Raw genomic sequence first — 20,341 nt, 5'->3', positions numbered from 1 at the left:
TCAGGCCTCGACCCCGTTGCGGGCGACGACCTCCGCGTACCAGCCCGCACTCTGCTTGGGAGTGCGCCGCTGGGTGGCGAAGTCGACGTGCACGATGCCGAACCTCTTGCTGTAGCCGTAGGCCCACTCGAAGTTGTCCAGCAGCGACCACAGGAAGTAGCCCCGCACGTCGGCGCCCTCCTCGATCGCCCGGTGCACGGCGGTGAGGTGGCTGTGCAGGTAGGCGATCCGCTCCGGATCGTGCACCTGCCCCGACGGGTCCGCGTAGTCGTCGTACGCCGCGCCGTTCTCGGTGACCATCACGGGAACGCCCGGCAGGTCGTCGCGCAGCCGGATCAGCAGCTCGTACAGCCCGTCGGCGTCCACGGGCCAGTCCATGGCCGTCCGGGGTCCCGGCGCGGGCAGGAACCGGACGTGCCGCTCCGCACCGGCCCACGGGGACGGCGATTCCGACCGGCCGGCGGCCACGACGGTGGGGGAGTAGTAGTTGATGCCGAGCGAGTCGATCGGCGCCGAGCAGGTGGCGAGGTCACCGTCCCGCACGAACGACCAGTCGGTGATCGCCGCCGTGTCGCGGACCAGGTCCTCCGGGAGGCGCCCGTGGAAGACGGGGTCGAGGAAGACGCGGTTGGCGACGGCGTCGATCCGGCGGACGGCGTCCAGGTCGCCGGCCGACTGCGTGAGCGGACGCAGGGAGTGGAGGTTGAGGGTCAGGGACACGTGGGCCGTGGCCGGCAGGGCGTCGCGCAGCACGCTGACCGCCGACCCGTGCGCGAGGTTGAGGTGGTGCGCCGCGCGCAGACTCTCGAGGGGACTGGTGCGGCCGGGGGCGTGCACGCCGTTTCCGTACCCGAGGAAGGCGGCGCACCACGGCTCGTTGAGGGTCGTCCAGGTGCCGATCCGGTCGCCGAGGGCTTCGGCCACCAGGGCGGCGTAGTCGGCGAAGCGCCGGGCGGTCTCCCGCTCGGGCCAGCCGCCCGCGTTCTCCAGCTCCTGGGGCAGGTCCCAGTGGTAGAGGGTGGCGACCGGCCGGATACCGGCGTCCAGGAGGGCGTCGGCGAGCCGCCGGTAGAAGTCGAGGCCCTTCTGCACGGCGGGCCCGCGACCGGTGGGCTGCACGCGGGGCCAGGCGACGGAGAACCGGTAGTCGGTCAGCCCGAGGCGGCGCATGAGGGCGACGTCCTCGTGCATGCGGTGGTAGTGGTCGGCGGCGATGTCGCCGGTGTCGCCGTTGCGGACCTTGCCCGGGGTGCGGCTGAAGGTGTCCCAGATCGAGGGCGTGCGGCCGTCCTCGGCTGCGGCGCCCTCGATCTGGTAGGCGGCCGTGGCGGTTCCCCAGCGGAAACCGCTGGGGAACCTCAGGACGGTCGTGTCGCCGGTGAGGGGGGCTGAGGCGGTGACTGGTGCGGTCATGGACTGAAGGCTCCGAAGGCGAAGGTGGGGGAGGAGTGGGGAGGGGTGAGGAGGGGCCCGGGCTCAGCCCTTGACGGCTCCCTGCATGATGCCGCCGACGATCTGCCGGCCCAGGAGGCCGAAGACCAGCAGCACCGGAAGGGTGCCGAGGAGGGTGCCGGCCATGATCACGGACTGGTCGTGGACGTAACCGCCGCCGAGCTGGCGCAGGGCCACCTGGACGGTCGGCTCGGACGAGGACAGGGCGACGATGGGCCAGAAGAAGTCGTTCCACGCGGCCATGAAGGTCAGCAGGCCCAGCACGGACATGCCCGGCCGGGCGACCGGCACCACGATGGACCAGAAGATCCTGGCGGTGGAGGCGCCGTCGACCCGCGCCGCCTCGATGAGCTCGTCCGGCAGCGACTGCACCAGGTACTGGCGCATGAAGAACACACCGAACGCGGAGACCAGGCCGGGGAGGATGACGGCCTGGAGCTGGTTCACCCACTGCAGTTCGGCGATCAGCATGAACAGCGGGATGACGCCCAGCTGCGGCGGGATCATCATCGTTCCCACGGTGACGGCGAGCAGCGCGCCGCGTCCGCGGAAGCGCAGCTTGGCGAAGGCGAAACCGGCGAGCGTGCAGCAGAGCACGGTGCCGAGGGTGATCGAGCCGGACACGATGAAGGAGTTCAGCAGTGCCTTGCCGATGTCCGCCTCCTCCAGCACCGCCTCGAAGTTGCGCAGCAGGTGCGGGCCGGGCAGGAGCGACGGCGGAACCTGGGCGAGGTCGGCGTTGGAACGGCTGGCCGCCACGATGGTCCAGTAGAACGGGAAGGCGGAGACCAGGACGGCGACGGTAAGGATCGCGTACGTGAGCTTGCCGGCGTGGTTGGTGCGTCCGGCGCGGGACTTCCGGGCCCGGCGCCGGGTCGGCGGCTCCCGGCGGACGGGAGGCGTGACCGGCGGGTCGGCGAGTGTGGTCATCGCACGGCCTCCTTGCGGGTACGACGGTACGCGAGCAGGGCGTTGACCCCCACGACCACCACGATGAGCAGGAACATGACCCAGGCGATGGCCGCGGCCCGGCCCAGGTGGAAGAAGCCCCAGCCCTGTTCGTACATGTACAGGCCGAGGGTCTGGTACTGGTGCGAGATGCCGCCCGAGATGGACCCCTCGAACAGCAGCGGCTCGCCGAACAGCTGCGTCGCCCCGATCGTGGAGACGATCACGGTGAACACGATCGTCGGACGCAGTCCGGGCAGGGTCACGTGGAAGAACTGGCGCCACTTCGACGCCCCGTCCATCTCGGCGGCCTCGTACAGCTCCTGCGGGATGGACTGCATGCCCGCCAGGTAGATCAGGGCGTTGTATCCGGTCCACCGCCAGACGACGATGGTGGAGACGGCGATCTGGGAGGCGACCGTGCCGGTCTGCCAGTCGATCGGGCCGATCCCGACGAGCCCGGCGACGTAGTTGATCAGGCCGAAGTCCCGGCCGAAGAGCTGCGCGAACACCAGGGTGGCCGCGGCCACGGACGTCGCGTACGGCAGCAGCATCGCCGTGCGCAGGAACGTCCGGGCGCGCAGGCGGTAGTTGAGCAGGTGCGCGAGCCCGAGGGCCATGACCAGCTGGGGGACCGTGGAGATGACGCCGATGGTGAACGTGTTGCGCAGCGAGGTCCAGAAGAAGTCGTCGCTGAACAGGGCCGTGTAGTTGTCCAGCCCTCGCCATTCCATGTCACCGGGGGTCTGCAGCTCGACCCGGTACAGGGACACGAACGCCGTGTAGATCAGCGGGAAGAGGCCGAAGGCGGCGAACAGGGTGAAGAACGGCGCGATGTAGGCGTAGGGCGACATCTTCTGCCACGCGCGCCGTGCGCGGTTCGGCCGGGAGGGCGGGGGAGGCGGGGCCGGCGGGGCCGGCGTCTCGAGTGCGGAAAGGGTCACGGGGCGGCCTTCGGGAGGGGAACGGCGGTCATGGAACTCCGCCGCCGCCGGCGGGGCGGGCAGCGGCGGCGGCGGAGGCGTGGGTCGGCGCTCGGGGCGCGGACGTCGGGCCGGAGCCTCGGCTCGGCTCAGCCGAGGGTGTTGGCGACGCCCTTCGAGGCGTTCTTCCAGGCCTTGTCGGGGTCGGTGCCCTTGCGCTCCACCTCGCTCAGCGCGTTGGTGATCTGCTGGGCGATGCTCTGGTCGTGCAGACCCAGGACCTGCACGGGCGCCGCCTTGGCCGCGTCACCGAAGATCTTGCCGGTCGGGGCGTCCGAGAAGTACGGGTCCGTGGTGTCGGCGACCTTGTCGATGGCGCCGGTGCTGGAGGGGAAGTTGCCCTGCTTGCGGAAGAGCTTCTCCTGCTGCTCGGGCGCGGTGAGCCACTTGATGAGCTCGTACGCCTCCTTCTTGTGCTCGGCGGCGCGCGGGATGGACAGGTAGGAGCCGCCCCAGTTGCCGGCACCGCCGGGCAGCTTGGCGATGTCCCACTTGCCCTGGCCCGCGTCACCGGCCTGGCCCTTGATGTAGCCGAGCATCCAGGCGGGGCACGGGATGGTGGCGAAGGAGCCGGCGGCGAAGGCCTGGTTCCACTGCGGCGACCACTGGTCGAGCTCGGCGCTCAGCCCGCTCTCCGCCGCCTCCACGGAGCGGTCCCACGCCTCGAGCAGGGCGGGGTTCTTGTCCCAGATCAGCTCTCCGGACGCGCTGTAGTAGCGCTCCTTCTGCTGGCCGATCATGATCGAGTAGAGACTGCCGACGCTGTCGAGCCAGGCGCTCTTGTCAGGGGCCTTCGCCTTGTACTTCTTGCCGAGTTCCAGGTAGCCGTCCCAGCTGGACCAGCGCTGCGCGAGCTCTTCGCGGTCGGTGGGCAGCCCGGCCTTCTTGAACAGGTCGGTGCGGTAGCACATGGCCTCGGGGCCGACGTCCGTCCCGAGCCCGAGGACCTCTCCGCTCCTGCCCGTGGCGGCGGCCCACTTGGCCTCGGCGAACTGGCCCTTCAGGGACTCCGCGCCGTACTTCTTCAGGTCCTCGAACTTGTCGGTCTGCTGCTGGGTGACGGTGGCGATCCGGCCCACCTCGATGCCCTGCACGTCCGCGAGGCCACCGCCGCCCGCGAGGCGGGTCTGGAGCGACTTCCAGTAGTCGGCCTCGTCCTCGGTGTCCGTCTGCTTGATCGTGACGTTCGGGTGCAGCTTCTCGTACTCCGCGTAGAGCCCGGCCTCCTTGTAGCCGAACGAGCCGAAGAGGTCCACGGTGAGCGTGATCTTGCCGTTCGCGCCGTCGGCGGAGTCGGCGTCGGACGAACCGCCGCAGGCGGCAAGCAGAGCCCCGGTCAGGACGAGCGCCCCCAGTCGGGCGGTGACTCTTCTTGCGGCACGGGCTGTGGGCATGGGTGGGCTCCTTGACTCGGTGGCGCGAGAGCGCTCTGAGAGCGCTCTCACGGTGCGAGTGGAGAGTGCCCGGCCGAGGAGCCGTACGTCAAGGCTCCGAACGCGTCGGGTTGGCGACTCCCGTCACGGGACCCGCCCGGCCGGGCGGGTCACCGCCGGTCCCGTCGGCCGTTCACGGCCCCGGGTCGAAGGCGCTCCGCGCACCCGGCGGTTCGCCGCACGGGAACGCCGCCGGCCCGTATCCGGTGCGGACGCGGACGCGGCGTCGCACTCCCGGGCGCCGCCCGGGAGCCGGCTCTCACGCCGAGGCGCGCCGGATGAGGGTCGTCGGCATGATCACGGACGCGGGGACATGGCCGGCGGGCCGGTTCAGCAGCTTGACCAGCAGCTTCACCGACAGCCTGCCCAGGCCTTCGACGTCCTGGCGCACCGTGGTCAGCGCCGGGTCGCTGGCGCGTACCACCGCCTCCATGTCGTCGAAGCCGACCACCGCCACGTCCTGCGGCACGCGCAGGCCCCGCTCGCGCAGCACGCGCAGGGCGCCCAGGGCCATGAGGTCGTTGGCGACGAAGACGCCGTCGACGTCGGGCCGCCGGTCGAGCAGCTCCGCCATGGCCCGGGCGCCGCTCTCCTCGGTGAAGTGCCCCTCGCGCAGCAGCTCCGGGTCGGGGTCGATCAGCACGTCGTGATAGCCGGCGATCCGGTCCAGAGCCGAGGTCTGGTCGCCCGGGCCCGCGATGTGCGCGATGCTGCGTCGCCCCAGGGAGACCAGGTGGCGCACGGCCTCCCGCGCGCCGCCCCGGTTGTCGGTGTCGACATACGGCAGGGTCGGGCCGGTCTCCGTCCCCGGACGGCCGCCGAGGACCGCGGGTACCTTGCTCTCGGTGATCAGCGTCGGCAGACGGTCGTCGCCGTGCAGGGAGAAGGCGATCGCCCCGTCGACGTGCCCCCCGGCGAGATACCGTGCGATCCGCCCGTGATCGGACTCGTCCTCCACCCACAGCAGCACCAACTGGACGTCTCTGGAGGTCAGTTCCCGGCTGATGCCCCGGAGCTGCTGTGCGAAGAACGGGTCGGAGAAGACCCGGAACTCGGGCTCCGCGATGATCACGGCGACCGCGCCGTGCCGGCGGGTCACCAGCGAGCGTGCCGCGTGGTTGGGGACATAACCCAGTTCGTCGACCGCCGCGCGCACCTTGTCGACCAGCGGTTGACGCACCCCGGCGCCGCCGTTGACCACGCGCGACGCCGTGGCGCGCGACACGCCCGCCCGCGCAGCGACAGCCTCCAGCGTCGGACGGTTTGCTGCTGTCTGCTCGGGCAAGGGAACTCCTGGTCTGCTGTGCGGCACCTCGTCGCCTGCCGCTCCTCCCAGTGGACAGGATAGATCCCCCGGTCGTGACATGAGAGCGCTTTCAACACGGCGGCCGGGGATGCCGCCGGTTCGCGGCCGGACCCGCGTCCGGGCCGGACGCGGGTCCGGGAGCCGTTCTCGCGCCATGCGCGGTCGCGGTACCGCCCCGGTGCCGACCGGAGCGGCACCGGGGCGCTAGGGCTCAGCCGAGCGCCTGCGGCGGCGGGGCGTCCCCTCTGCGGCGGAACTCCGTCGCGGCACCCGCTTCGCCGGCACAGGGCGGGGCATCGCCCCACCCTCTGCCGTCGGCTCCCGGACGGGCCGATGGCATCAATTCCTGTTTGAAGTATTGACCGTTCTTTGCCCGATGCCTACGTTGAGCGCCGTCTTGAGAGCGCTCTCAGAAAGGTTGCGCATGAGATTCCGGAGACCCCTGGCCCTACTGTCGGCGGCCGCGATGGCCGCGGGAGGCCTGGTGGCCACCATCGGCAGTGGTGTCGCCTCGGCCGCCACCGTCGAGGTGGGCAAGGGAAGCTACAGCGACGTCCGGCCGGCCGGGCGGCAGGGTCCGTCCAACAACGGCGGCCAGGCGGTCAAGCCGAAGGTCACGCCGCGCATGGCGGACACGCCGGTACCGACCAACGACTGGTGGTCCTCGCTGGCCTTCCAGCGGTTCGCCGCCAACCCGTGGTCGGAGAACATGTACGGGCACCCGCTCACCTACAAGGCGGTGTCCGGTGGCCTGGAGGTCGGTTACCCCACCGACCACCAGATCGTGGGCGAAGGGCGTCAGTACGAGTTCGCGCACGAGGCCGACCTGACCCTCGGCCTCGCCGGCCTCAACTCCCCCGACGCCAAGGCGGACGGGTGGAGCGACTGGACCGTGACCCCGTACTGGAACGACGGTGCGCGCACGCTGCGGACGACCATCGGCCACGGTATGCCGTACGTGTACGCCGAGGGCACGGGCGGCGCGGCGCAGATCAAGGCCGCGGCCCCGCCGACGGTCTTCGCCGACCAGGGCAACGTCCTCGGCGTCACCATCTCCGGCCACGACTACGCGCTGTTCGCCCCGAGCAGCAGCGACTGGACCGTGTCCGGCAGCGAGATCAGGGCCGACCTCGGCTCGAAGGACTACTTCTCCCTGGCCGTCCTGCCCAGCAAGGACGCGCTCGCCGACTACGAGAAGTACGCCTTCAGCTTCGTGACCGGCTCCACCGTGGACTGGGAGTACCGGGAGGGTGCCGGAGAGGTCGAGGCGAAGTACTCGCTGATCACCGAGCCGAAGGAGGGCACGGAGAAGGGCACCCTCCAGGCGCTCTACCGCCACCAGTGGCTGCACACCTCCGACCCGCTGACCGACTACGGCTACGTGTCCTCCCGCGGGGAGATGAAGGTCCGCGAGGGCACCTCGTTCACCACCGTGCAGAAGGTGAACGGCGTCCTGCCGGGGCTGCCGAGCGCCGCGGGCGTCGACAAGGCCAAGCTCAAGACGTACATCAACGACGTGCTGACGCAGGGCGACCCGTTCAGCGGCGCCATCGACACCTACTGGACCGGCAAGGCCCTGGGCAAGCTCGCCCAGCTCGTGCCGATCGCCGACCAGATCGGTGACACCGCGAGCCGCGACAAGCTCATCGAGCTGATCGAGGGCCGCATGGAGGAGTGGTTCACCGTCGGCGGGCCCTCGGAGTTCTCCTACGACAAGGACTGGCGCACGCTCATCGGCTACCCGGCCTCCTACGGCAGCGACCAGGAGCTGAACGACCACCACTTCCACTACTCGTACTACGTGATGGCCGCGGCGATCGTGGCTCAGTACGACCCGCAGTGGGCCGCCGACTCCGAGTGGGGCGGCATGGTGAAGGAGCTCATCAAGGACGCCGCCAACCCGGCCAGGGACGACTCCAAGTACCCGTTCCTGCGCGGCTTCGACGTCTACGCCGGTCACAGCTGGGCCGCCGGTCACGAGGCCTTCGCCGCCGGCAACAACCAGGAGTCGTCCTCGGAGTCGATCAACCTCAGCGCCGGCCTGATCATGTGGGGCTCGGCAACGGGGGACAAGGCGCTGCGCGACCAGGGCGTCTACATGATGATGACCGAGTCGGAGTCGATCGCGCAGTACTGGTTCGACGCCGATCAGCAGGTCTACCCCGAGGACTTCACCCACGACGTCGTGGGCATGGTCTGGAGCAGCGGCGGCGCCTACGCCACCTGGTGGACCGCCAACCCCGAGGAGATCCACGGCATCAACTTCCTCCCCATGACCGGCGGCTCGCTGCACCTGGCCCGCGAGAAGGACATGCTGCGCCGCAGCGTGACCGAGATGGAGAAGGAGAACGGCGGACCGGCCGTCGAGTGGAAGGACATCTTCTGGCAGGTCCAGGCCCTCTACGACCCGGCCAAGGCCATGCAGTACTGGAACCAGTGGAACGGCGGGTACGTCCCCGAGGCCGGCGAGACCAAGGCCCACACCTACCACTGGGTCTCCACGATGAACTCCATCGGCGCCCCGGACATGACCGTCACGGCCAACTCGCCGACGGCTACCGTCTTCGACAAGAACGGCACCAAGACCTACGCCGCGCACAACTACGGTGCCGAGGAGTGCTCGGTCCTCTTCTCCGACGGCGGCGTGCTCAACGTCCCGGCGAAGTCGACCGCGTCCGGAGCGGGCGACGACACCGAGCTCGGCACGCTGTGCGGCGCCCCCGGTGACGACAGGCCCAGCGCGCCCGGCACCCCGGTCGCCGGCGACATCACCGACGACTCCGTCGAGCTGACCTGGGAGGCGGCGACGGACGACCTCGGCATCAAGGACTACGACGTCTACCGCGGCGACGACAAGGTCGCCACCGTCACCGGCACCACCTACACGGACACCGGGCTGGCCTCGGGAACCGAGTACACCTACAAGGTCAGGGCCCGCGACACCTCCAACCAGGTCGGCCCGCCCAGCGACACCGTGACGGTCACCACCACCGGCACGCGTGACCAGCCGCCCGGCGCGCCCGGCACCCCGGTCGCCGGCGAGGTCACCAGCACCTCCGTCGAACTGACCTGGGAGGCGGCGACCGACGACAAGGGCGTCAAGGACTACGACGTCTTCCGCGGCACCACCAAGGTCGCCACCGTCACCGGCACCACGCACACCGACACCGGACTGACGGCCGGCACCGAGTACTCCTACAGCGTCAAGGCGCGCGACACGGCCGGCCAGGCCGGTCCGGCGAGCGGCACGCTGAAGGTGACCACGGCCGGCGACCCGCCGGTCACGGGCGACACGTTCTACCCGCAGTCGGGCGGCGGACTCGCCACCGAGGCGGCCGCGACCGGTACCTCCGACACCATCCCCTCCGCCGGAGGCACCAACAACGACGGAACCCCGAAGAACCCGCTCGTCTACGAGGTCGAGAACGTCAACGGCACCGTGAAGGCGGGCTCCTCAACCGCCTTCACGTTCAAGGTGGACGCGGGCAGCTCCGTGGGCCACGCCCAGCAGGCGCGGGTGTCGTACGACCTGACCGGCGACGGCACGTTCGAGCGCGTCGAGACGTTCCGCTACTTCGCCACCGACCCGATCCCCGGCTGGGAGGAGTACTCCTCGGCCCGGCAGGGCCTGCACTCCGCCTCGGGCACCCTGGGCGACCTGGACGGCGGCACCATCCGCGTCGAGGTCTGGAGCGCACTGGGCAACGGTCCCTCCACCCTCCAGGTGGGCGCGGGCTCCGTCCTCACCATCCCGTTCGCCTGACGGGACACCCGGCCCGGCCGGTGGGTCTCCCACCGGCCGGGCCGGCGCAGCCAACGGCACCCCGGGTGCCTCCCCCCACGTGTCTCTCAGGAGGACGCGCATGTCCAGGACAAGATCGGGCCGGTTCCGTCCCGGCCCCCGGGTCCTCGCCCTGGTGGCCGCCGCAGCGGTACTGGCGACCGCCGGTGTCGTCGGCACCGGCGCGGCGTCCCGTGCCGAGGCGGCGGTGCCGGACACCATTCCGCTGACCCTGACCAACAACTCCGGCACCGGCGAGCAGATCCACCTGTACAACCTCGGCACCGAACTGTCCACGGGGCGCCAGGGCTGGGCCGACGCGGACGGCACCTTCCACCCCTGGCCGGGCGGCACCGTCCCGCCCGTCCCGGCGCCGGACGCGTCCTTCGCCGGCCCCGCCGACGGCGAGTCCATGACGATCCGGCTGCCCAAGTTCTCCGGCCGGCTCTACTTCTCCTACGGTGAGAAGCTGGACTTCAGGCTGGCCACCGGCGGCCTGGTGCAGCCCGCCGTGCAGAACCCGACCGACCCCAACCGTGACATCCTCTTCAACTGGTCCGAGTACACGCTGAACGACTCGGGGCTGTGGCTGAACAGCACACAGGTCGACATGTTCTCCGCCCCTTACGCCGTGGGCGTGGAGCGCCCCGACGGATCGGTCTCCACCACCGGCCACCTGAAGCCGGGCGGTTACCAGGGCTTCTTCGACGCGCTGGAGGAACGCGGCGGCGGCTGGGAGAAGTTGATCCACCGGCGGGCCGACGGCACCGTCCTGCGCGCCCTCGCCCCCAGCCACGGCATCGAGGCGGGCGCCCCGCTGCAGGACTCACTGAAGGACTACATCGACCGTGTCTGGCAGAAGTACAGCACCGAGACACTGACGGTGACACCGTTCTCCCACCGTCCCGACATCAAGTACTACGGCCGGGTCTCGGGGGACAGGATGAACTTCACCGACGGGTCCGGTGCGCTCGCCACGTCCTTCGCCAAGCCGGACTCCGACAGCGTCTACGGCTGCTACAAACTCCTCGACGCGCCCAACGACATGGTGCGCGGCCCGCTCTCCCGCACGCTGTGCGCGGCTCTGAACCGTTCGACCCTGCTGTCCAACTCCCAGCAGCCCGACTCCTCGTCCGCCGACTTCTACCGGGACGCGGTCACCAACCACTACGCGCGCGAGGTCCACGAGCGCATGGCCGACGGCAAGGCGTACGCCTTCGCCTTCGACGACGTCGGCGCCCACGAGTCGCTGGTCCACGACGGCGACCCGCGGCACGCCTACGTGACCCTCGACCCGCTGTCGGGCGACTCCGGCCCGGCCCCGACACCCACCGGCGGGGCGTCGCCGTCCCCGGGCGATCCCGGGCCCGGGGACCCGGCCCCGAGCCCCACCCCGACCGTGACACCGACGCTCCCGCCCACCGGCGACACCTTCTTCCTCCACTCCGGTGGACAGTTGAGCACCCGGGCGGCGGCCGAAGCGAGCGCCGACACCATCCCCTCCGCCGACGGGACCACCCACGACGGACAGCCGTACGAGCCGCTCGTCTACGAGGCGCACGACGTGGTCGGCGATCACGACCCCACCCGCGCGACGGACTTCACCTTCCGCACGGACGCCGGGACGCACGTCGGACTCGGCCAGCAGGTCAGGGTGTCGTACGACCTGACCGGCGACGGCACGTTCGAACGGGTGGAGACCTTCCGCTACTTCGCCACCGACCCGGTTCCGGGGTACGAGGAGTACCTGGGCTCACGCGCCGGACTGCACTCCGCCACCGGGACCCTCGGCGACATGTCCGGGGGAACGATCCGGGTCGAGGTGTGGAACGCCATCGGCGACGGCACGGCCTCCCTCGGGGTCGGCTCGGGTTCCGTCCTCACGACCCCGTTCTAGGCGGTGCGGTGGGGAGGCCGCCGAGCCCCGCTGTGCGCGTTTCGTCACAGACGGCGCTTTCACCCTCCCCACCCGGAACCCCCCGGGCACCGCGGCGCGTCATCGCCCCCGTACGGCCGCCGAGGGGCGGCAGGAAGAGAACCGATCATCCCCTAGGGTCTTACGGGGGAGACGGTGTGCACGGCAGGTTGTGAGGCGACGGTATGGCGCAGCAGGCGTACATGACGGAGACGGACAACGGAAGCTCGGGGCCCGAGCAGCCGGCTTCCCGGCTTCGGCGCCTGTGGCACCGCGTGAGCAGAGGCTGGCGCGGCGACCGCCGCATCTGGCGCCGGGGACTGTTCCTCGCGACGTGCGCGGTCCTGCTGGCCCTGGTCATGCTGGCCCACGCGCAGATCCCGAACGCGATCGGCAACCTGGGCAGCCTGGTCGAGACGTTCCTGCCCTGGCTGGGCCTGTTCATCCCGGTGCTGCTCGTCCTCGCCCTGGTCCGCAAGTCGGCTACGGCCCTGATCGCGACGGTCCTGCCCGCGGCCGTCTGGCTGAACCTCTTCGGCGGCCTGCTCACCGACAAGAACGCCACCGGCGGCGATCTGACGGTGGCCACCCACAACGTCAACGCCGACAACCCGGACCCCTCCCGCACGGCCCGCGACGTGGCCGCCTCGGGTGCGGACGTCCTGGCCCTGGAGGAACTGAAGGCGTCACAGGTCCCGGTCTACGAGTCGGCGCTGGCCCCGACGTACAGGTACCACTCCGTGGTGGGAACCGTGGGCCTGTGGAGCAAGTACCCGCTGAGCGACGTGAAGGCGGTGGACATCCGCCTCGGCTGGAAGCGCGCGATGCGCGCCACGGTGACCGCGCCCGCCGGCCGGGTCGCGGTCTACGTCGCCCACCTGCCCTCCGTCCGCGTGAAACTGGAGGCCGGCTTCACGGCCCGTCAGCGCGACAAGAGCGCCGACGCCCTGGGCGAGGCCATCGCCGGCGAGCCCCTGCCGAACGTCGTCCTGCTCGGCGACCTGAACGGCACGATGAACGACCGCGCCCTGAACGCGGTCTCCTCACAGATGCGCTCCACCCAGGGCGCCGTGGGCAGCGGGTTCGGCTTCAGCTGGCCGGCGTCGTTCCCGATGGCACGGATCGACCAGATCCTGGTCAGGGGCGCCGAACCGGAAGCCTCCTGGACCCTCCCGCCCACAGCCAGCGACCACCTCCCCATCGCAGCCCGGGTGAAGGTCACCCCACCGGCCGGCTAGGTGGGGCGTGGCACAGCCGCGCGCGGCGTGCGGTGGGCGTGGGACAGCCGACCCCGGCCCACCCAGCGACCACAGGCGCTCCGCGTACCCCCACCGCACCGCCCGCTGCGCCGCGGGCGTCAGCCGTGTGCCCCCTCGCGCCAGCCGTTGGTGATCGGCAGCCGCCGGTCCTTGCCGAAGCCCTTCGGCGAGATCTTCGTCCCCGGCGGGTACTGCCGCCGCTTGTACTCCGCCCGGTCCACCATCCGCAGCGTCTTCGCCACCAGCTCCGCGTCGAACCCGGCCGCGACGATCTCGTCCGCCCCCCGGTCCCGGTCCACGTACAGCTCCAGGATCGCGTCCAGCACCGGATAGTCCGGCAGCGAGTCCGTGTCCACCTGCCCCGGCCGCAGCTCCGCACTCGGCGGTTTCGAGATCGAGTTCTCCGGAATCGGCGGCGTCTGCCCCCGCTCCACCGCGGCCCGGTTGCGCCACTGAGCCAGCCGGAACACCACGGTCTTGTACACGTCCTTGATCGGCCCGTACGCCCCGACCGAGTCCCCGTACAGCGTCGAGTACCCCACCGCCAGCTCCGACTTGTTCCCCGGCGCCAGCACGATGTGCCCCTCCTGGTTGGAGATCGCCATCAGCAGCGTCCCCCGCAGCCGCGACTGCAGGTTCTCCTCCGCCAGCCCCGTCAGCCCCAGCGCCCCCATGTACGCGTCGAACATCGGCTCGATCGCCACGGTCCGGTAGTTCAGCCCGGTCCGCCGCGCCAGCTCCGCCGCGTCGTCCTTCGAGTGCTCGGACGAGTACTTCGACGGCATGGAGACGCCGTACACGTTCTCCGCGCCCACCGCGTCACAGGCGATCGCCGCGACCAGCGCCGAGTCGATCCCCCCGGACAGCCCGATCAGCACGGACCGGAACCCGTTCTTCTCGACGTACGCCCGCAGCCCGGTCACCAGCGCGGAGTACACCTCCTCGTCGTCGTCGAGCCGCTCGGCGTACGCCCCGGCCGGGCCGGCGTCGTACGCGGGCACCGGCTCCTCCGACAGCACCACCCGCTCGATCCGCAGCCCGTCGTCCACCACCCCCGTGGGCGCGTCGGCCACCGCGGCAGGCAGCTCGAGATCGACCACCACACACGTCTCGGCGAACTGGGGCGCCCGCGCCACCACCGCACCGTCACGGTCCACGACGATCGAGTCCCCGTCGAAGACCAGCTCGTCCTGCCCGCCCGTCGTCGCGAGGTACGCGGTCGTGCACCCGGCCTCCTGCGCCCGCTTGCGCACGAGCTCCAGCCGGGTGTCGTCCTTGTCCCGCTCGTAGGGCGAGGCGTTGATCGACAGCAGCAGCCCGGCCCGCGCCGACCGCGCAGCCGGCACCCGCCCCCCGTCCTGCCACAGGTCCTCGCAGATGGCGAGGGCGACATCCACACCCCGCACGCGCACCACCGGCATGGTGTCACCGGGCACGAAGTACCGGAACTCGTCGAAGACGCCGTAGTTCGGCAGGTGGTGCTTGGCGAAGGTCAGCACCACCTCACCCCCGTACAGCACGGCGCCCGCGTTCTGCGGCGCACCGGCCGGCTGCCCGTACTTCGGCTGGGCGGCGGCGCTGCGGTCGAGGTACCCGACGACCACCGGAAGGTCCCCGAACCCCTCCTCGGAGAGCCGCGCGGCCAGCGAGCGCAGCGCGGCCCGCGACGCCTCCACGAAGGACGACCGCAGGGCGAGGTCCTCGACGGGATACCCGGTCAGCACCATCTCGGGGAACGCGACGAGGTGCGCTCCCCGTTCGGCGGAGTGCCGGGTCCGGCGGACGATCGTTTCGGCGTTCCCGGCGAGGTCACCGACGCGCGAGTCGATCTGGTTCAGGGCGAGACGTAGTTGAGGCACGCGGCCAGTGTAATCGTCAAACCGACACGATGTCCCGGAGCCCTGGTCCACGACCGGACGACGGGACGACGGCGGACCGGCCACGGCCCCGCCCGCCCCTACTCCCGCTCCGCCGCCCCCCGCTCCTTCAGCATCCCCGCCATCAGCGCGATCTCCGACTCCTGCGCCTCCACCATCCCCCGCGCGAGCCGCTTCTCGACGCCCACCTCGCACGCGCGCACACACCCCTGCGCCATGTGCACCCCGCCCCTGTGGTGGTCGGTCATGAGCTGCAGGTAGAAGACCTCGGCCCGCTTCCCGTCCAGCGACCCCAGCCGCTTCATCTCGGCGTTCGTCGCCATCCCCGGCATCAGCGCCCCGTCCTTGCCCGAGGCCGTGTCGCCCATCCCCATCCAGGTCATGGGCGGATCCGCGGACACCTTGGGCAGCTCCCACAGGTCGAGCCAGCCCAGCAGCATGCCCCGCTGGTTGGCCTGCGTCTGGGCGATGTCGTAGGCGAGCCGCCGGACCGCCTCGTCGTCCGTCCGGTCCCGCACGATGTACGACATCTCGACGGCCTGCTGATGATGCACGGCCATGTCCCGGGCGAACCCGGCGTCCGCGGAGTCCGCGGACGGCACGGCGTCCGGCGTCCCCGCGTCCCCGGCCGTCGCGTACGTGATCGCCCCGGCCCCCACGAGGACGGCCGCCGCGGCTCCCGCGATCAGCCCGAGCTGCCTCACCTGGACAGCCCGTTGGTGCAGGCGGCCCCCGGCTCGGGCGTCTGCTGTCCCTGGACGAACTTCTCGAAGAACGCGTCCACGTCCGGGTCCTCCGCACCGGTCACCGTCCGCTGGTGCCCCCAGGCGCTCAGCAGGATCGGCTCCTTCTGCCCGTCGACCGGGCTCATCAGCGTGTACGGCGTCTTCTTCACCTTCGCGGCGAGCGCGTCGACGTCGGCCTTGTCGGCGGAGGCGTTGTACGTCACCCATACGGCTCCGTGCTCCAGCGAGTGCACGGCGTTGGTGTTGTTGATCTCGTCGGTGTAGACGTCCCCGTTGCAGTTCATCCACGCGGGGTTGTGGTCACCGCCCACGGGGGGCGTGACGGGGTAGTCCACCGCCTTGGTCACGTGGTTGCGCCCCAGCGTGCCCTTCCACGTCCGCACGCCGTCCTTGCCGGTGACGAACGAGCCCGCGTTCTTCGCGTCACCGGCCGCGCCGGCGCCCTCGTCGTCCGACTGCGACCGGACGAGCACCACACCGCCGACGACGAGTCCGGCGACGACGACCACGCTCGCGGCGATCGTGAGGATCCGTGTGCGGCGCTCGCGGGCCTGCTCGGCGCGCCGCATCTCCTCTATGCGTGCCGTGCGTGCCGCGCTGCTCTTCTTGGCGGAGCCCATGGGAGTGTCCTTCGGGGGGAGTGGGACGATCGGGTGAGCTGATCGTAAGGGCGAAGGCGCGCCCGGCCGTAGGGGGCGCGGACATCCGACCGGATGCGAACCGGCCCGCAGGGCCGCCGCACACATCACCCCCACCCACCTTCTCCACCCCGGATAATTTGAACCCGCAATGCCGATTACCTACGCTGCCTGGTATGCGGCTCCTGCGCTCCACCGACCTGGCTCTCCGGGTCCTCATGCGCCTCGCCGTGGCCGACGGCTCCAACCCGACGACGCGGGACGTCTCGACGGCCATGGACGTGCCGTACACCCACGCCGCGAAGGTCGTCGCCGAGCTCCAGCACATGGGCATGGTCACCACCCGGCGCGGCAGGGGCGGCGGCCTGGCGCTCACGGAGGCGGGCCGTACCGCCTCGGTGGGCGCCCTGGTCCGGGCCTTCGAGGGCGAGGGGGACGTCGTCGACTGCGAGGGCACGGCCACCTCGGCCCCCTGCCCGCTGAGCTCCGCCTGCCGGCTGCGCGGCGCCCTGCGCCGGGCCCAGGAGGCCTTCTACGCCACGCTGGACCCGATCACGGTGGCGGACATCGTCGTCGACCCCACGGGCCCCCTCCTGCTGGGCATCTCCCCGCGGCCGTGAGCCGGCCGCGGCGGACGCGGGGCCACCCGTTACGGAGGCGGGTCCGAACAGGCAAGATGGGCGCCAGAGCGGTACACCTGTCCTGAGCGGGACGTTCACGCCACGGCCAGTCGGCCGGTCGAGGCCGGCAACGCGTATGAAACGCTGGTGTGGTGGGATGCCCGTGTGCCCGCTCGGTAGCCCGCCCGCCTTCCGGGGCGCGGGCGCGGACAGGCGGCCTGACCGGCAAGGATGGGGAAGCGGAAGATGGACAAGCAGCAGGAGTTCGTGCTCCGGACGTTGGAGGAGCGCGACATCCGGTTCGTGCGCCTGTGGTTCACCGACGTGCTGGGCTTCCTCAAGTCCGTGGCCGTCGCCCCCGCCGAACTGGAGCAGGCGTTCGACGAGGGGATCGGCTTCGACGGCTCGGCCATCGAGGGCTTCGCCCGGGTGCACGAGTCCGACATGATCGCCAAGCCCGACCCGTCGACGTTCCAGATCCTCCCCTGGCGCGCCGAGGCCCCCGGCACGGCCCGCATGTTCTGCGACATCCTCATGCCGGACGGCTCCCCGTCCTTCGCGGACCCGCGCTACGTCCTCAAGCGCGCCCTGGCCCGCACCTCCGACCTGGGCTTCACCTTCTACACCCACCCGGAAATCGAGTTCTTCCTGCTGAAGGACAAGCCGCTCGACGGCAGCCGCCCGACCCCGGCGGACAACTCCGGCTACTTCGACCACACCCCGCAGAACGTCGGGATGGACTTCCGCCGCCAGGCGATCACCATGCTGGAGTCGATGGGCATCTCGGTGGAGTTCTCCCACCACGAGGGCGCCCCGGGCCAGCAGGAGATCGACCTCCGGTACGCGGACGCGCTCTCCACGGCGGACAACATCATGACGTTCCGCCTGGTCATGAAGCAGGTGGCGCTGGAGCAGGGCGTTCAGGCGACCTTCATGCCCAAGCCCTTCTCGGAGTATCCGGGCTCCGGCATGCACACCCACCTCTCCCTCTTCGAGGGCGACCGCAACGCCTTCTACGAGTCCGGCGCCGAGTACCAGCTCTCCAAGGTGGGCCGCTCCTTCATCGCGGGCCTGCTGCGGCACGCGGCGGAGATCTCCGCGGTCACCAACCAGTGGGTCAACTCCTACAAGCGCATCTGGGGCGGCACGGAGCGCCCGGCCGGCGCCGGCGGCGAGGCCCCGTCGTACATCTGCTGGGGCCACAACAACCGCTCGGCCCTGGTCCGGGTGCCGATGTACAAGCCCGGCAAGACCGGCTCCGCCCGCGTGGAGGTCCGCTCCCTCGACTCCGGCGCCAACCCCTACCTCGCCTACGCCCTGCTCCTGGCCGCCGGTCTGAAGGGCATCGAGGAGGGCTACGAGCTCCCGCCGGGCGCCGAGGACGACGTCTGGGCCCTCTCCGACGCGGAGCGCCGCGCGCTCGGCATCGAGCCCCTGCCGCAGAACCTGGGCGAGGCCCTGGCCCTGATGCAGCGCAGCGACCTGGCCGCCGAGACCCTCGGCGAGCACGTCTTCGACTTCTTCCTGCGCAACAAGAAGCAGGAGTGGGAGGAGTACCGCTCCGAGGTCACGGCCTTCGAGCTCCGCAAGAACCTGCCGGTGCTGTAAGGGCAGGTCAGGGCGATTTCCCGCCGAGACGAACCCTTGGGGCCGACGGCCACGGACCGTCGGCCCCACGTCTCTCACCACCCCTGGGCCGTCTCTGGGCCGTCAGACAGACTGAAGCGAAGGGAACTTGACGCCCGGCACGTAACCGGGAATGGCGAGGCGGGATGATGCCGCGCAGGCACCTGGGGTGAGTCGCTTGCTGCCTGGTTGAACAATCCAGTCATCGAGTTCATGTCGATATCTCGTTCGAGGGGAACCCAGTCGACTCGTTCTGCGGCTGGCGTCTCGGATTCTCCATTCACGTAGAAGAGTTCGCCGCTTGTAACGATGATTGGAAAGCAGAGACACAAATGGGCGTGCCTCGGCTCAGGATTCTTGTCCCGCAGAGGGCGGAAGGCTTCCACTGCCTTCATTAGAGGGATGGTCAATTCAAAGACGGAAGAATTTTCTGCGGTCCACGCATTATTCTTTGGGTTCATTCGAACCAATTGGACCCCTTTGCGGGTGTCACGATTTGGGCTACCCGGAAGCTCGTGAAGGCCCAGCCACTTCCACGTCTGCATCCCGTGTTGACGAGCGGTTCGCTCGCCTACGTACTCCAGCCATCGAACCTGATCAATTGGAAGCGTATGTGAGTGTGGCTGGCGGTGAGTATCCAGAACGTTGGGATTCATTCCAAGGGCGACGTACGGACCATCGGAGCGCTTACACTCAATCACTAGTTGAATTGAAACCAGTACGTTGCCAGAAGGTGCGTCCCACACTTTTTTGACGGCGAACACGTCGACTTCACGTGATTTTCCCTCCTCTGGATCCTTGAAAGCCTTCCCGGTGGTTGCCGTAAAACCGGCGGACCTTACCTTTCTGGCCACGCGCTGTTCCAGAAGGTAGCCAGTGCGTTCGAGGGAGCTGATGATGTCTTCGCTCGTCGGCGAGGGGAAAGGGCGGCTGCTCATGCGGGCATGATAGTGACAATTCGCCCGTGTCGGTGAGCATTCGGGATAACTGCATCATGGTTCAGTTATCCCGAAATACTCAATTATTCCGTTTGTGTATTTTTGTGGCGTCATGTGACTGTCTGATAGAGACTGTCTATCGCGTTACGGGCCCGTGCGTCACTGCTCGGCATGAGGTGCGTGTAGACCCGGAGCGTGAACCCCGGATCGCTGTGTCCGAGGTAGTTGCTCAGCGCCTTGACGTTCTTGCCGGCGTCCAGGAGGACCGAGGCGTAGAAGTGCCTAAGGGCGTGCATGCCGTGTTCGCGGGCAGCCTGATGACGCTCTCCCGGCTTCGGCGCTGGAATGACCCCTGCGGCCACGAGAGCAGGCTTCCACGCGCGGTCGTTGAAGTCGGTACGCCGAACGGCACCCGCGCCGTCGAGGCGCGTGAACAGCAGCCGTTTCGTGACGGGCGGACCATCCGCCCGGAGCCACGGCAAGGTCATTTCCACCGGGGGAAACGCCTTCATGTGCTGCTTAACCTCGCCGTTTCACTTGGGGACGGCTGGCTGTGGGGCGGAAACGCGAAAGTGCCTTCCTGACCTGGAACGATGAACCTTGCTGAGGGGTTCTGTCGGTCCAGGTGGAGGGCACTTTCTACGTGCAGGCTATCGGGTTGCGTCCCAGGGTCCAGGTCAGTGCCGATGGTTCGGGGGTAGTCGGTCATGCCGGGGCACGGTTGCTGGCTGATCTCGCTGATGCCACCGGGCTCACCGCCGCGTACTCCTTCCGGCGCACCGTGGCGTCATGATGGATGAGGCTGACTGTCCCCTTACC

13 protein-coding genes and 2 pseudogenes are annotated in these 20,341 nt (G+C 70.0%); 5 read left to right on the top strand and 10 right to left on the bottom strand.

Features of this window, described 5'->3' with window-relative positions; all coding sequences use genetic code 11:
• From BU52_RS09995 to BU52_RS09975, 5 genes are all read right to left on the bottom strand, one after another.
• Positions 1-1,413 (bottom strand): GH1 family beta-glucosidase, encoded by a 1,413-nt coding sequence (locus BU52_RS09995; protein WP_037931456.1) that lies wholly within the window; start codon positions 1,411-1,413, stop codon positions 1-3.
• Positions 1,414-1,476: 63 nt separating this feature from the next.
• The gene (locus tag BU52_RS09990; protein ID WP_037931453.1) at positions 1,477-2,382 is read right to left on the bottom strand and encodes a carbohydrate ABC transporter permease; all 906 of its coding nucleotides are present in this window, start codon (positions 2,380-2,382) and stop codon (positions 1,477-1,479) included.
• A complete protein-coding gene (locus BU52_RS09985; RefSeq protein WP_037931450.1) occupies positions 2,379-3,344 on the bottom strand; it encodes a carbohydrate ABC transporter permease in 966 nt (321 codons plus the stop codon). The genes BU52_RS09990 and BU52_RS09985 overlap by 4 nt, the downstream gene beginning before the upstream one ends.
• Positions 3,345-3,472: 128 nt before the next feature.
• Entirely contained in the window at positions 3,473-4,777 is a 1,305-nt protein-coding gene (locus BU52_RS09980; RefSeq protein WP_037931447.1) for an ABC transporter substrate-binding protein, read from the bottom strand.
• Positions 4,778-5,075: 298 nt separating this feature from the next.
• A complete protein-coding gene (locus tag BU52_RS09975) occupies positions 5,076-6,101 on the bottom strand; it encodes a LacI family DNA-binding transcriptional regulator (protein ID WP_037931444.1) in 1,026 nt (341 codons plus the stop codon).
• A 445-nt stretch (positions 6,102-6,546) separates the two neighbouring features.
• Between BU52_RS09975 and BU52_RS32745 the strand changes: the two genes are divergently transcribed.
• From BU52_RS32745 to BU52_RS09960, 3 genes and pseudogenes are all read left to right on the top strand, one after another.
• Positions 6,547-9,885: a glycosyl hydrolase gene (locus BU52_RS32745; RefSeq protein WP_107061125.1), complete on the top strand. Its 3,339-nt coding sequence runs from the start codon at positions 6,547-6,549 to the stop codon at positions 9,883-9,885.
• A 100-nt stretch (positions 9,886-9,985) separates the two neighbouring features.
• Positions 9,986-11,206, top strand: a pseudogene (locus BU52_RS09965) (glycoside hydrolase family 64 protein); the annotation flags it as partial.
• Positions 11,207-12,003: 797 nt separating this feature from the next.
• On the top strand, positions 12,004-13,056 hold the full coding sequence (locus tag BU52_RS09960; protein WP_037931441.1) for an endonuclease/exonuclease/phosphatase family protein: 1,053 nt from the start codon (positions 12,004-12,006) through the stop codon (positions 13,054-13,056).
• Positions 13,057-13,175: 119 nt separating this feature from the next.
• On the opposite strand, the gene BU52_RS09955 is transcribed toward BU52_RS09960, so the two are convergent.
• The 3 genes from BU52_RS09955 to BU52_RS09945 all read right to left on the bottom strand — a co-directional run bounded on the left by BU52_RS09955 (position 13,176) and on the right by BU52_RS09945 (position 16,320).
• A complete protein-coding gene (locus BU52_RS09955; protein WP_037931439.1) occupies positions 13,176-14,936 on the bottom strand; it encodes an NAD+ synthase in 1,761 nt (586 codons plus the stop codon).
• A gap of 98 nt (positions 14,937-15,034) precedes the next feature.
• Positions 15,035-15,658 carry a DUF305 domain-containing protein gene (locus BU52_RS09950; RefSeq protein ID WP_037931436.1) on the bottom strand — a complete coding sequence of 208 codons (624 nt, stop codon included), beginning with the start codon at positions 15,656-15,658 and terminating at the stop codon, positions 15,035-15,037.
• Positions 15,655-16,320, bottom strand: coding sequence for a DUF3105 domain-containing protein (locus tag BU52_RS09945; protein WP_037931433.1), 666 nt, complete (start codon positions 16,318-16,320; stop codon positions 15,655-15,657). The genes BU52_RS09950 and BU52_RS09945 overlap by 4 nt, the downstream gene beginning before the upstream one ends.
• 194 nt (positions 16,321-16,514) lie before the next feature.
• Here BU52_RS09945 and BU52_RS09940 point away from each other — a divergent pair, with 194 nt between their 5' ends.
• On the top strand, positions 16,515-16,958 hold the full coding sequence (locus BU52_RS09940) for an RrF2 family transcriptional regulator (protein WP_037931430.1): 444 nt from the start codon (positions 16,515-16,517) through the stop codon (positions 16,956-16,958).
• 246 nt (positions 16,959-17,204) lie between these two features.
• Complete coding sequence (locus BU52_RS09935; RefSeq protein WP_037931427.1) at positions 17,205-18,566, top strand: glutamine synthetase family protein; 1,362 nt, start codon at positions 17,205-17,207, stop codon at positions 18,564-18,566.
• A 74-nt stretch (positions 18,567-18,640) separates the two neighbouring features.
• On the opposite strand, the gene BU52_RS35235 is transcribed toward BU52_RS09935, so the two are convergent.
• Together BU52_RS35235 and BU52_RS09930 are read right to left on the bottom strand one after the other, a co-directional pair.
• Positions 18,641-19,522 (bottom strand): hypothetical protein, encoded by an 882-nt coding sequence (locus BU52_RS35235; protein ID WP_157847855.1) that lies wholly within the window; start codon positions 19,520-19,522, stop codon positions 18,641-18,643.
• A gap of 110 nt (positions 19,523-19,632) precedes the next feature.
• A pseudogene (locus BU52_RS09930) lies at positions 19,633-20,037 on the bottom strand (tyrosine-type recombinase/integrase); the annotation flags it as partial.
• Positions 20,038-20,341: the final 304 nt, after the last annotated feature.

Source organism: Streptomyces toyocaensis, assembly GCF_000725125.1.
Lineage (GTDB): Bacteria > Actinomycetota > Actinomycetes > Streptomycetales > Streptomycetaceae > Streptomyces > Streptomyces toyocaensis.
This window is presented reverse-complemented; position numbering and strand designations above follow the sequence as displayed.

What these genes read in the sequence shown, in the direction of transcription:
- BU52_RS09935 (WP_037931427.1), top strand. Translation starts at nt 17,205, where the DNA reads ATGGACAAGCAGCAGGAGTTCGTGCTCCGGACGTTGGAGGAGCGCGAC.
- BU52_RS09960 (WP_037931441.1), top strand. Translation starts at nt 12,004, where the DNA reads ATGGCGCAGCAGGCGTACATGACGGAGACGGACAACGGAAGCTCGGGG.
- BU52_RS09980 (WP_037931447.1), bottom strand. Translation starts at nt 4,777, where the DNA reads ATGCCCACAGCCCGTGCCGCAAGAAGAGTCACCGCCCGACTGGGGGCG.
- BU52_RS09945 (WP_037931433.1), bottom strand. Translation starts at nt 16,320, where the DNA reads ATGGGCTCCGCCAAGAAGAGCAGCGCGGCACGCACGGCACGCATAGAG.
- BU52_RS09995 (WP_037931456.1), bottom strand. Translation starts at nt 1,413, where the DNA reads ATGACCGCACCAGTCACCGCCTCAGCCCCCCTCACCGGCGACACGACC.
- BU52_RS09940 (WP_037931430.1), top strand. Translation starts at nt 16,515, where the DNA reads ATGCGGCTCCTGCGCTCCACCGACCTGGCTCTCCGGGTCCTCATGCGC.
- BU52_RS09990 (WP_037931453.1), bottom strand. Translation starts at nt 2,382, where the DNA reads ATGACCACACTCGCCGACCCGCCGGTCACGCCTCCCGTCCGCCGGGAG.
- BU52_RS32745 (WP_107061125.1), top strand. Translation starts at nt 6,547, where the DNA reads ATGAGATTCCGGAGACCCCTGGCCCTACTGTCGGCGGCCGCGATGGCC.
- BU52_RS35235 (WP_157847855.1), bottom strand. Translation starts at nt 19,522, where the DNA reads ATGAGCAGCCGCCCTTTCCCCTCGCCGACGAGCGAAGACATCATCAGC.